The sequence below is a fragment of the Spirulina sp. 06S082 genome (assembly GCF_034932145.1).
Lineage (GTDB): Bacteria > Cyanobacteriota > Cyanobacteriia > Cyanobacteriales > Spirulinaceae > CCY15215.
Genome location: NZ_JAYGHV010000417.1, coordinates 1 through 12,206 on the forward strand (window position 1 = coordinate 1; position 12,206 = coordinate 12,206).

The 12,206-nt window shown below is 41.7% G+C and carries 15 protein-coding genes; 9 read left to right on the forward strand and 6 right to left on the reverse strand.

Annotated elements, in window-relative coordinates:
• Positions 1-16: 16 nt before the first annotated feature.
• Both guaD and VB714_RS25330 read right to left on the reverse strand, forming a co-directional pair.
• Entirely contained in the window at positions 17-1,342 is a 1,326-nt protein-coding gene (guaD, locus tag VB714_RS25325) for a guanine deaminase (RefSeq protein ID WP_323227861.1), read from the reverse strand.
• Between the two features lie 51 nt (positions 1,343-1,393).
• Positions 1,394-2,269, reverse strand: coding sequence for a Tab2/Atab2 family RNA-binding protein (locus VB714_RS25330; protein WP_323227863.1), 876 nt, complete (start codon positions 2,267-2,269; stop codon positions 1,394-1,396).
• A gap of 239 nt (positions 2,270-2,508) precedes the next feature.
• Between VB714_RS25330 and VB714_RS25335 the strand changes: the two genes are divergently transcribed.
• The gene (locus VB714_RS25335) at positions 2,509-2,763 is read left to right on the forward strand and encodes a hypothetical protein (RefSeq protein WP_323227864.1); all 255 of its coding nucleotides are present in this window, start codon (positions 2,509-2,511) and stop codon (positions 2,761-2,763) included.
• 37 nt (positions 2,764-2,800) lie between these two features.
• On the opposite strand, the gene VB714_RS25340 is transcribed toward VB714_RS25335, so the two are convergent.
• Positions 2,801-3,814, reverse strand: coding sequence for an ADP-ribosylglycohydrolase family protein (locus VB714_RS25340; protein WP_323227866.1), 1,014 nt, complete (start codon positions 3,812-3,814; stop codon positions 2,801-2,803).
• Positions 3,815-3,888: 74 nt separating this feature from the next.
• On the opposite strand from VB714_RS25340, the gene VB714_RS25345 reads away from it, so the two are divergent.
• The 4 genes from VB714_RS25345 (at position 3,889) to VB714_RS25360 (ending at position 5,569) form a co-directional block, all read left to right on the forward strand.
• Positions 3,889-4,671 (forward strand): MlaE family lipid ABC transporter permease subunit, encoded by a 783-nt coding sequence (locus tag VB714_RS25345; RefSeq protein ID WP_323227868.1) that lies wholly within the window; start codon positions 3,889-3,891, stop codon positions 4,669-4,671.
• Between the two features lie 53 nt (positions 4,672-4,724).
• Positions 4,725-4,871 carry a hypothetical protein gene (locus tag VB714_RS25350; protein ID WP_323227870.1) on the forward strand — a complete coding sequence of 49 codons (147 nt, stop codon included), beginning with the start codon at positions 4,725-4,727 and terminating at the stop codon, positions 4,869-4,871.
• Positions 4,872-4,943: 72 nt separating this feature from the next.
• Positions 4,944-5,237 carry a nucleotidyltransferase family protein gene (locus VB714_RS25355; RefSeq protein WP_323227872.1) on the forward strand — a complete coding sequence of 98 codons (294 nt, stop codon included), beginning with the start codon at positions 4,944-4,946 and terminating at the stop codon, positions 5,235-5,237.
• On the forward strand, positions 5,234-5,569 hold the full coding sequence (locus tag VB714_RS25360; protein WP_323227874.1) for a DUF86 domain-containing protein: 336 nt from the start codon (positions 5,234-5,236) through the stop codon (positions 5,567-5,569). The genes VB714_RS25355 and VB714_RS25360 overlap by 4 nt, the downstream gene beginning before the upstream one ends.
• 118 nt (positions 5,570-5,687) lie before the next feature.
• Here VB714_RS25360 and VB714_RS25365 read toward each other — a convergent pair whose 3' ends face one another.
• A complete protein-coding gene (locus VB714_RS25365) occupies positions 5,688-5,942 on the reverse strand; it encodes a hypothetical protein (protein WP_323227877.1) in 255 nt (84 codons plus the stop codon).
• 164 nt (positions 5,943-6,106) lie between these two features.
• On the opposite strand from VB714_RS25365, the gene proS reads away from it, so the two are divergent.
• Together proS and bioF are read left to right on the forward strand one after the other, a co-directional pair.
• The gene (gene proS / locus VB714_RS25370) at positions 6,107-7,918 is read left to right on the forward strand and encodes a proline--tRNA ligase (protein ID WP_323227879.1); all 1,812 of its coding nucleotides are present in this window, start codon (positions 6,107-6,109) and stop codon (positions 7,916-7,918) included.
• A gap of 105 nt (positions 7,919-8,023) precedes the next feature.
• Positions 8,024-9,244, forward strand: coding sequence for an 8-amino-7-oxononanoate synthase (bioF, locus tag VB714_RS25375; protein ID WP_323227882.1), 1,221 nt, complete (start codon positions 8,024-8,026; stop codon positions 9,242-9,244).
• Between the two features lie 42 nt (positions 9,245-9,286).
• On the opposite strand, the gene VB714_RS25380 is transcribed toward bioF, so the two are convergent.
• Both VB714_RS25380 and VB714_RS25385 read right to left on the reverse strand, forming a co-directional pair.
• On the reverse strand, positions 9,287-9,439 hold the full coding sequence (locus VB714_RS25380; protein ID WP_323227885.1) for a hypothetical protein: 153 nt from the start codon (positions 9,437-9,439) through the stop codon (positions 9,287-9,289).
• Positions 9,440-9,690: 251 nt separating this feature from the next.
• Positions 9,691-10,521 (reverse strand): MOSC domain-containing protein, encoded by an 831-nt coding sequence (locus VB714_RS25385; protein WP_323227887.1) that lies wholly within the window; start codon positions 10,519-10,521, stop codon positions 9,691-9,693.
• A 95-nt stretch (positions 10,522-10,616) separates the two neighbouring features.
• On the opposite strand from VB714_RS25385, the gene VB714_RS25390 reads away from it, so the two are divergent.
• Entirely contained in the window at positions 10,617-11,702 is a 1,086-nt protein-coding gene (locus VB714_RS25390) for an RNA ligase (RefSeq protein WP_323227889.1), read from the forward strand.
• 2 nt (positions 11,703-11,704) lie between these two features.
• The coding region (locus VB714_RS25395; protein ID WP_323227890.1) for an AAA family ATPase at positions 11,705-12,206 on the forward strand (502 nt) is incomplete at its 3' end.

A 12,206-nucleotide genomic window follows, 5' to 3' on the forward strand; every position in this document is an offset into this window, starting at 1 on the left:
ATGCGTTTAGTTTAATTCAGGTTATTTTTGCGCGATCGCCAAGAATGTAAGTGGCTGAAATTGCCCGATCGTCCCCCAACATCATCAGTGCAAAAGTGCGATCGCCGATTTCTGCAAGAGTTTGGGGTAATTCTCCTGAATTTCGCAAGGCCATTAAAGGGGTTGCTTGCAAATTTACAACAATAAAATCAGCTTCTTTCCCTACATCAAAATTGCCGATTTTCTCCTCTAAATTGAGTGCTTTTGCACCCCCTAAAGTTGCTAAAAATAAGGCTTGAAAAGAGGATAATTTTCTCCCTTGTAATTGAGAAACTTTATAGCCCTCATTGGCAGTTTGGAGGAGGGAAAAACTCGTTCCTGCCCCTACATCCGTCCCTAAACCTACCTTAATTGGTGTTTCTTGAGACTTCGCTTGCTGAAGTTTAAATAATCCGCTTCCGAGAAATAAATTAGAAGTCGGACAAAAAGAAATCGCTGAATTTGCCTCAGATAAGCGCTTAAATTCTGCGGGGGATAATTGTACCCCGTGGGCAAAAATAGAGCGATCGCCTACTAATCCAGCGCGATCGTAGACATCCAAATAGTTCTGAGAATGGGGAAATAATTCTCGAATCCATTCAACTTCCTTGACATTTTCGGAAAGATGTGTATGGAGATAAACATCGGGAAATTCTGCGAGTAATTTCCCTGCAAGTTGTAATTGTTTTTCGCTAGAAGTTGCTGCAAAACGAGGGGTGACAGCATAGAGTAAACGCCCATTTTTATGCCATTTCTGAATGAGTGCTTTTGTCTCCTCATAAGACGATTGTGCCGTATCTTTGAGATAGTCGGGGGCATTACAATCCATCATAACTTTACCCGCGATCGCGCGAAGATTGCGATCGCCTGCTGCTTCAAAAAATGCGTCAACAGATTCAGGAAATATTGTCGTAAAAACTAAAGCCGTTGTTGTACCATTTCTCAGCAATTCATCTAAAAAGAAAGAAGCAATTTTCTTAGCATAGCTTTTCTCTTTAAATTTTCTTTCCGTGGGAAACGTATATTGATGCAACCATTCCAATAGTTGTTCCCCATAAGCAGCAATCATCTCTGTTTGGGGAAAATGAATATGGGTGTCGATAAAACCGGGAAGAATGAGGCGATCGCGGTAATGAGTAATAGAGAGATTGGGATATTTGGAGTGCATTTCTGCATAATCCCCAAAATCTTGAATAATCCCATTTTCTATTACCAATAAACCATCGGGAAAATAGCGAACGCTTTCCAATTCGGAGACATAGAAAGGATCGTCGATGAAGTCAAGAAATGCGCCACGAAAGCCTTTAATTGCTGATAAATTCATTCACTTAAAAGCACTGAAGTGCTGACGATAGAACTAAAAGTCTTATAAGTCTTATAAGTCTTCTTTTAAGAGCCAAAAACCGGCAAAGGCTTCTGAATCTGGACTAGATTGAATCGCTAGGAAATGAATATTATTGACTTTTTCTTTTGCGTTTTCAAATCCATTCGCTTCGGCTAAAGTTTTATCGTCTTTAATATCCGCTAAAATCCAACTATCGCTAGATCCCGTTTCCAAACGCAAGCGGGGAAACTGACCTTTTTCAAACTGCAAAAAGGCTAACTCTAAACCCGACATCCAAGCCGCTAAAGGGGTTGCGCGAGGGGAAAAGATAATTAACCACGGAATCTTCATTTCAGGGGTAATTCCAATCATTTCTAGAGGGAATACCTCACTAAAACCAATCTCCCAATCTGTCATTTCTGTAAAGGCTTCCGCTTCTAAAGACACAAATGCCCATTTATCCGTGCGATCGCCTCTCACTGCATCGGGAAGAGGTACGGCATTTAAAGGAGGATACTTAATTGAAGTTGCTTTGGCAGATTCCTCATCATACCCTGCTTGGGTTGGATAAAAACGATCCATGCGATGGGCGATCCATTGATTTAGCGCGTAAGTTCGACGACTGGGGATAGCAGGTATATCCGCTTCCTCGCAGGCTTTCAGGATCATATTGTTCATTGCCCGACGAAAGAAACGAATGCGATCGGGGGCATAAGCTGCTTTCGCGATCGCCTCTTCAAGGGCTTCTCGCAACCAAATAGAATTCACGCTTTTGTTATTAGTGAATTTCGAGAACTTAAACAAGGATTCTGGCGATCGCGTCATATCGAGGGGAGTTTCGCAGATCAGCACTTCCCACAGTTTCTTCTTATTTTCATCAAAAATTGGACGCGAGTAAAAATCGAGTTCCCAAATTGTCGTTCCCATACCTGATTTGCGTTAGTTTTTGCGGCCTTTACCATCATAAGTTGTTCGGGACGCGATCGCTATCTTAATTAGACCTAAGCGATCGCCTTCCTGCTGATGCAATTGTTCTCATGCTGTTAAGGAGGCAATAGGGAACAGGCAATAGGGAACAGGAAACAGGCAATAGAAGGGATTCTGCGTCTTTACACTTCTTTACACATACGATAAACTGAAGATACTTTAGATTAACTGGAGCAATTATGACACAATCAGAAACCACTCAAATTCTCGAAGAACTTAAAGAAATTCGGACTCGTTTGGATCATTTGGACGGATCGGTGAATCATCTAGAAAAGTCGGTAAGTCATTTAGAAAAGTCGGTAGATCGCTTGGAAATTTCCGCAGATAAATCCGAGGCTTATCGAGAAGGGACTCAATGGGTTGTTAATCTTGCTTTTAGTTTGATTGCTGCTACAACTATTGGGATTATTCTCAGGTTTGTTTTAGGAAGTTGAAGTGCGATATAGCTAAGGCTATACTTTGCGATCGCCATCAACTCAAAATCTTCTTTGCTAATCTCTCAGACAAAGCCAAAATATCATAAAATCGGGCAATCTTTTGCATCCAATCAGCCGGAATATCTTTAACACCATAATATAATCCAGCCAAACCTCCCGCTAATGCCGCGATCGTATCCGTACTCTCTCCTAAATTAACTGCTTTTAAAACAGTTTCAGTATAAGAAGAACTATTTAATAAACACCAGAGAACCGCTTCTAAAGTATGAACAGTATATCCTCCCGAATGAATTTCTGCTTGGGAAAGTTCGGCTAAATTTCCCCCAATAATATTCTGGAATTGAGACAATTGATCGTTATAAGGAGGGTGCCAATAAAATGGCTCAATCCGAGCAATTCCTTGTAAATAAGCTATTTTTGGGTCATATCCTCGCAACAAATCGATCGCGATACTCACATAAAAGCCACAAGCCATTTGCGATCGCGGATGGGCGTGGGTAATTTGTGAAATCTTATGAATGCGATCGAGTAATTCCGGAAAAGGCAATAAATGATGGAAAAAAACAAAAGGCAAGGTTCTCACTAAAGACCCATTGCCATTACTCATTTCCTCCGTTTCCCCCGACAGTTGCGGCGATATCCCTTCCCGTAAATGGGCGATCGCCTTAGCCGTCGTAAAGCCAATATCAAAACGCTGTCCGTGAGGAGTCCAAACTTGACCCTCGTACCAGCGAGAAAGCAAATTTGCCGTCTCATCAAGCAAAGCATCCGATTGAACATCTTGCCAACAGAGTGCGTCAGCAACGCAAAACATCAAAGAACTTTCATCGGACCAAGTTCCTGGGGGTTGGTTGTGGGTACCGTATCCTTGCATCCCCGTAACGGGAATTTTTTGCAGTTGCGATCGCGGGGAAAACTCCACTGGAACCCCCAAAGCATCTCCAATACAAAACCCTAATAACCCCGATAAAATTTTTCCCGCCAAAAGTTGCGCTTGTACCCGTTCCATAGTGTTCGCTGCGCCGTGGTGTAGCCTATTCGTAATCATCTGAGTCTGTTCCTGATTAATTTTCGCCCGCACAAAAATGACTCTTGTGGCTGCACCCTCTTTCTTTTTACACAATGTCGAACCCCGAATCCGAAGATTTTGTCGAACAGTCTTGGCTATGGCGTTTTGTCATGGCACTTCTCCTGGTTGGACAACTCGGGTTGCGCCTCTTCAAGGGCAGAATTTATCCGCGTGCTTTTCTCGAACAACTCGCCAAAGCCGGACCTCGTTCCCTCTTACCTGTTATTTTAATCGCAATTTCCGCCAGTGCCATCTTTACCATTCAAACCGCGCGGGAATTAAACCGTTTTGGGGCAATTAATGCCCTGGGAGGAGCCTTTGCCTTAGCCTTTTGTCGGGAGTTAGGTCCGGTATTAACCGCGAGTATTGTCGCAGGACAGGTAGGATCGGCTTATGCGGCGGAATTAGGCGCGATGCGGGTAACGGAACAAATTGATGCGTTAATGATGTTAAAAACCGATCCTATCGATTATTTGGTCTTACCGAGGGCGATCGCCTGTTGCGTAATGTTACCCCTCTTAAGCATTTGCGCGATCGCCGTGGGAATTATTTCTGGAATGCTGGTAGCACGGCAATTTTATCATCTCAATCCTTGGTTATTTTTACAATCGGTGCGATCGTTTTTAACCCCTTTAGATTTGCTGGCAGTTTTGCTGAAAGGGTTTCTGTTTGGTATTGTTGTCTCGGCGATCGGCTGTAGTTGGGGGCTGACAACCCAGGGAGGGGCAAAGGAGGTGGGACAATCTTCAACCAATGCTGTTGTTACGACATGGATCGCTATTTTTATGCTGGATTTTCTACTCTCTTTGGTATTATTTAAAACGCCTATTCTTTGATATTGCTTGCTACACTGGCTAAAGTTGAATTATTCTCGATCTCGAAAATAAACATGATTATTGCCCCTCCTCCCGCAACGCGATCGAGGGTAAAACCTCTCACGAATATTTTACCCGATCGCGCTACGACAGAACTCGAACCAGTATTGCAAACTTTTATGCAGCCCTTGCCCAATTTGCAAACAAGACTGATATCCTAGATCGATGCGACTGCAATCTCAAGGGAAATCTGTGATACTATTTTAAGCTAAATAATAAAAATAAACTTAAACATGAAACTCAAACAACAGGTACGAGACAAACGAAACGCGATCGCAGAAATTGCAGCCAAGCACGGAGCATTTAACGTGCGAATTTTCGGCTCGGTTGCCAGAGGAGAAGAAACAGAAAATAGCGATATCGATTTTCTAATCGATTACGATCTAGCCAAAATTTCTCCTTGGTTTCCAATGGGTTTAATCGAAGACTTAGAAAATCTCTTAAAGTGTAAAGTTGATGTAGTAGCGGCTAAATCTTTACATTATTTTATTCGTGACAAAATTTTGGCAGAGGCAATTGAATTATGAAAGAAAATAGAATTTATTTGATTCACATACGAGATTGCTTGCAAAGAATTAAATCTTATACAGCGACAGGAAAAGATGATTTTTTCCAAGAAACGATCATTCAAGATTCAGTTATCAGAAATCTTGAGGTTATGTGTGAATCTATCAAAAAGCTACCGGATGAATGGAAAGCCTCAGAACCGAGTATTCCTTGGGAACGAATTGTTGGTTTTAGAAATAGGCTAGCTCATGAGTATTTAAGTCTCAATTTAGAGGTGGTATGGGATGTTGTTGAAAACTACTTGCCAGATTTGGAAAGCGCGATCGAAAACATAGCAGAACGATTTTGGTAATTTGACAGTTATAATCTGATTTAACTAATGCCAGTTTTCTATCTGCAAATCATTAATTCATTAGGGCGCGGGCGCAAAGGCTCAGATAAAGTATTAGTATCCAGTAAAAAGATTAAACTCACAAAATCACCTCGCGTCCGAGGGATTTGTCTCGAACATCTTTAAAAATTTCGTCAACATCAATATCGGCTTCTTCAATATTATTTTCTTGGCGAAATTTTTGGATAGATTCCCAAAAATCCAGTTGCCCACCATTGCGATCGCCATTATTTTCTACTTCAGTAATTTCAACGGTTACTCTTTGCCCGTCAGGAATATCGAGCATTTCCGAGAATATCAACATTTGACCCTGTTTGATGGCTGTAATCTGCACGATTTTTCCTTCCTCTCTGGTAAAACATCTCACGAACATTCTACCCGATCGCGCTACGACAGAACTCGAACCAGTATTGCAAACTTTTATGCAGCCCTTGCCCAATTTGCAAACAAGACTGATATCCTAGATCGATGCGACTGCACTGAAAAAGGGAAATCTGTATGCGACTGTCTCAAATGCTCTTTGTCACTCTCCGGGAATCCCCTGCTGAAGCGGTTATTCCCAGCCATCAACTGTTACTGCGGGCAGGATATATCCGCAGTGTTGGCAGTGGCTTATACAGCTATCTTCCCCTGATGTGGCGCGTTTTGCAAAAGGTTTCTCAGATTGTGCGGGAGGAAATGAATGCGACGGGTGCCCAAGAATGCTTGCTTCCTCAACTGCAACCCTCGGAATTGTGGAAAGAGTCGGGACGTTGGGATACTTATACCAAAGCAGAGGGGATCATGTTTGCGTTTACCGATCGCCGCGATCGCGAAGTTGCCCTCGGACCCACTCATGAGGAAGTAATTACCACAATTGCCAAAGATATGATTCGTTCTTATCGCCAACTTCCTACTCATTTATATCAAATTCAAAGCAAGTTTCGCGATGAAATTCGCCCTCGTTTTGGCTTGATGCGGGGACGGGAATTTATTATGAAAGATGGCTATTCTTTTCATACGAATGAGGAGAGTTTGAAGGAAACTTATCGCGATATGGATCGCGCTTATCGCAATATGTTTTCTCGCTGTGGCTTGGCTTTTGTGGCAGTAGAAGCGGATTCTGGGGCGATCGGGGGTTCGGGTTCTCAAGAGTTTATGGTGTTGGCAGAGATTGGCGAAGATGAGATTTTATACACGGAAGATGGCCAATATGCAGCCAATGTGGAGAAAGCAGAATCAATTCCTCCTGATGCTGAAGATTCTCCGTTTACGGAATACGAAAAACGGGAAACTCCTAATACTCCCACCATTGCAACTTTAGCAGAGTTTGCCCAATGTTCTCCCACGGCAATTCTCAAAAATGTACTTTATGAAGCAGTTTTGGATAATGATTTGTTAGTGTTAGTTTTGGTCAGTATTCGCGGCGATCGCGATGTTAATGATGTCAAGTTGCAAAACGAAATTAGCAAGTTAGTTTCCGAGTTTGGCGCAAATGCTGTACTGTCTCTGGAAGTTCCTGATGAAGTAGCACAAAAGAAATGGGCAGTAAAACCGTTACCTTTGGGTTATATTGCTGCGGATCTGAGTGATGATTGCATCAAAAAAGCAAAAAATATTCATCCTCAATTTGTTCGCATGGTAGATCAAACTGCTGTTAATTTAAAGAACTTTGTTACGGGGGCAAATGAAGCTGGGTATCATGCCTTTGGGGTTAATTGGGAAAAACAATATCCTCTCCCTAAATTAGTTGTAGATGTCCGCAAAGCGGAAGCTGGCGATCGCTGCGTCCGCGATCCCGAGAAAGTGTTAAAATCGGCGCGAGGAATTGAAGTGGGTCATATCTTCCAATTAGGAACAAAATACTCGGCGAAAATGGGTGCAACTTTTACTGGGGAAGATGGCAAAACATTACCTTTTGTAATGGGTTGTTATGGGGTAGGGGTTTCCCGTTTGGCACAATCTGCGGTGGAACAATCCCACGATAAAGATGGTATTATTTGGCCGCCGGCGATCGCGCCTTATCATGCCATTATCGTCGTTCCTAATATTAACGATAAAACGGCAATGGAAGCGGCAGAAAACTTGTATCAGGAATTAAATTCAGCAGGAATTGAAACTCTTTTAGACGATCGCAAGGAACGAGCAGGTGTTAAATTTAAAGATGCGGATCTGATCGGTATTCCTTATCGAATTGTTACCGGACGTTCTCTCAAAGAAGGTAAGGTTGAAGTTGTGCAACGCGCGACTAAAGAATCTCAGGATATTCCTTTAGATGAAGTCGTGACAACGATCAAAAACTGGCTTGATTTGGCAATTAATAATGAATAAAAAACCTTCGATCCCCCCTGCCCCCCTTAATAAGGGGGGTGGCGATAGCCGGGGGGATCAAATAACTAGAAATAAGCCCTATTCTTGGCTGGAAAAGTCCTTAGAATGAATAAAAAAACTTCGATCCCCCCTGCCCCCCTTAATAAGGGGGGTGGCGATAGCCGGGGGGATCAAATAACCAGAAATAAGCCCTATTCTTGGCTGGAAAAGTCCTTAGAAAGCATTCATCGCGCCCATTGGTATCGTTCTGTAAAGACGATCGCGGGGCGAGGGGGTGCGGTTGTGAACTTGGAAGGGCGAGAAGTTGTTAATTTTGCCAGCAATGACTATTTAGGGCTTGCGGGGGACGATCGCCTCGTTGAAGCGGCGATAAAGGCGACTAGAGACTATGGCACGGGAAGCACTGGATCGCGTTTATTAAGCGGACATCGCCAACTACATCGAGATTTAGAAAAGGCGATCGCAGACCTGAAACAAACGGAAGATGCGCTGGTTTTTAGTTCGGGATATTTGGCAAATTTGGGGGCGATCGCGGCTTTGGTGGGACAGAGAGATTTAATTTTAGGCGATCGCTACAATCATTCTAGTTTAAAAAATGGGGCGGTTTTAAGTGGTGCGACGGGACTAGAATACGAACACTGCGATCGCCAAGATTTGGAAGCAAAATTACAACAATATCGTTCACAATATCGCCGTTGTTTAATTACTACTGATAGCGTTTTTAGTATGGATGGGGATTTATGCCCGTTACCCGAACTATTAGAATTAGCAGAAAAATATGATGCTATGCTGCTTATTGATGAGGCTCATGCTACGGGGGTTTTAGGAACAACCGGGGCGGGATGTGTAGAGCATTTTCATTGTACGGGGAAACCCTTAATTCAAGTGGGAACTTTAAGCAAAGCCTTGGGGAGTTTAGGCGGCTATGTTGCAGGTTCTAAATTATTAATTGATTTTCTCCGCAATCGCGCTTCTACTTGGATTTATACTACGGGTTTATCTCCTGCTGATACTGGGGCGGCGATCGCCGCCATTCGCATTATTCAACAAGAACCAGAAATGCGAGTAAGATTATGGGAAAATGTCAAGACAATTAAACAAAACTTAACTCAAAAATTCACGCTCTTTCCTTCTCAATCCCCCATTTTGTGTATGGGTTTAGAAAGTCCACAAGCGGCGATCGATGTCGCAAAACAGTTACAAGAAAAAGGCATTTTTGCCCCAGCAATTCGCCCCCCAACCGTCCCTACCAGTCGCATTCGTTTGTCGGTGATGGCCACTCACGAACCCGAACATATTAACAAACTTTTGCAGAGTTTGGATTGATTCTTATTGGGGGTGCATCTCAGTTTTGCAAAAACATTCAGTTTACCAGTCAAAATGCCTTTTTTTCTCATAAGGATCGCCGGAAAAGGGTTGTACGCCAACAAGGGGATACATATCATCCGTCGGACTGAAAATTCGAGCAAATGCCTCAGAGATAAACAGACTGGTTTCAGCAAATACTTTGCCAATATTCATGATCTTTAGCCTCTATACTAAATTGATTGTGTCAAAGATCGATCGCTCATTTATCTTTGCTATTTCTATTATTAGGGTTTCATCATAATTACCACCTCAAATTCTCAATTTTGTAATGATTATTGAAATATGTTTGCAATACTTTGCTGAGAGTCATAATAGTTTAAACAATCCCAAGAATTGCTTTAAGAATTGCTGCGATTTGTATCCTAATTGTTTAAAAACGATCGCAACCCAGATCGCGATCGCGTTTAATTTGTTAAGTTTTGCACTGTATCTCCTCTTTTAATCTGTCCAGGCGATCGCGGGATTGCATTTTCGCCAAACAGAATTCCCTCTTTCTCAAAGTGTCGAAAAGTTCCCAAGGTTTTCAAAGGTTCGCGTAATTCGTTACGCTGTGCGCTGATTTGATCGGTAGTTGTTACAATACAGCGACTGCAAGGTTTTACCAAATCAAAGACGACTTCTCCAATTTGCAAGACTTTCCATTCATCTTCAAGGAAAGGGCGATCGCTTTCAATGACAATATTAGGACGAAAACGATTCATGGGAACATTTTGAGAGCGATCGGGATAGATTTCCTCTAATCTGTGGTTTAATTCAGCTAAAGATGCAGTATTAGTAATTAAGAAAGGATAGCCGTCAGCAAAACTAACTGGGGCATTCTCTCGGGTAGTATAGTGGGGATTAATGGGGCGAATATAACGAGGAGATTGCCTCACTAAACGTAAAGGATGAGAGGTTTTTAAGACAGATTGCAGCCAGTTAGCTACTTTATCTCCTTGGTCAATAGCAATGAGGCGATCGCGCCATACTTCCACGTTTATTTCTTCTCCTATTATCGTTGCTGTAAACTCAATTGTTGGATAGGATGCTGCGGATAAAGTTATTTTTTCTGCTTCAATTTTTACCTCAATTAATGCTAGTTGAGGATATTGGCGTTGGGTGAGAAATTTGCCAGCGCGATCGGTTATCATAAATTCTCGATCCCAGAGAAATCCTTTTGGCGTAACTTCTGCTGTTGACAAAGAGATACCGCGACAGGCTTTAATCGGGTAGATAGCAAGTTCACAAATTTGCATAGATATTGGGTAGTTGGTAGTTGATAGTTGATAGTTGATAGCGAACGGATGAGAATAGTTTATAATAAAAAGTGCTGTTGTTTTACAAAAATGCAATGGAACTGATAGAGTATCTGCGCGATCGCGGATTAGAAAATTTATGCCATCAATATCATATCAAAGCCAATCGCCATCATCAATATCCTAATTTGGTTTGTTTGAAGTATTCGCAAATCGAGTCGCCAATGGAAGAGAAAATCGTGCAGCAATCTCGGGGTATTATTTTAGATGAAGAAAAAGATTGGGAAATTGTTTCCTATTCTTACAATAAGTTCTTTAACTATGGTGAACCCAATGCTGTTGAGATAGATTGGAATCATGCTACCGTTTATGACAAATTAGATGGCTCTTTAATGGTACTTTATTATTACGATGACCAGTGGAGAGTACAATCTAGCGGGACTCCGGATGCAACGGGAAAAGTTAATGGCTTTCCGTTTACATTTGCAAAGTTATTTTGGCAAGTTTGGCAAGAATTAGGCTATACTTTACCCAAAGAAACTGAATATTGTTTTAGTTTTGAGTTAATGACTCCTTATAATCGAATTGTTGTTAAACAAGAGTCCAATCAGTTAACTTTACATGGCGTTCGCAATGTTAAAACCCTGGGAGAAGAAGAGCCAAAAATTTGGACGGATCGATATGGTTGGGAATTAGTAAAAACTTATCCGTTAGGAAGTTGGTCGGAAATTTTGGAAGCATCCAAGTACCTCGATCCCATGAATTCTGAAGGCTATGTCATCTGCGATCGCGCTTTTCGTCGAGTCAAGGTTAAGTCTCCAGAATATGTCGCACTCTCCCATTTTCGTCAGGGATTTTCGACTCGCAGAATGTTAGAAATTATTCTGAAACATGAAGGCGATGAATTTCTCTCCTATTATCCCGAATGGACAGAAATGTATCACAATATTCAACAAAAATATGATGATTTTGCGAACAAAATAGAGGCAGAATACAATCGCTATAAAGATATTCCCAGTCAGAAAGATTTTGCGTTAAGCATTAAGCATTTGCCTTACTCGGGGATTTTATTTGCTTTGCGATCGGGAAAATCTGCTAGTATTCGAGAGTCTTTGCAAAAAACATCTCTCCCTAAAGTAGAACAACTGCTAGAGATTGAAAATATTTATTTAGGAGTTTAAACATGAAAAAGGTCTTAGTTTTAATTGGTTTACCTGCTTCGGGAAAATCAAGTTATGCCAAGGAATTATTATTAGAAAATCCTGGACGTTGGGTGAGGACAAACAAAGATTTATTACGAGAAATGGCTCATGCTTCTTATTGGTCGCAAAAAAATGAAAAATTTATTCTTAAGTTACGAGATCAAATTATTTTGATGGCTTTGGAAGCAGGAAAGCACGTCATTGTAGATGATACTAACTTTGGTTATCATGTAGAGCATATCAAAGAATTAGTCAAAGGAAAAGCTCTGGTTGAGGTGAATGATTCTTTCTTAGAAGTTCCTCTTGAAGAGTGCATTCGTCGAGATTTAGAACGACCGCGATCGGTGGGAAAAGAGGTGATTATGAAGATGTATAATCGCTATATTCGCACTCCTCCGCAATTACTCGATCGCGATCCTAATCTTCCCGATGCAATTATTGTCGATATGGATGGAACATTAGCAATTATGGGCGATCGCAGTC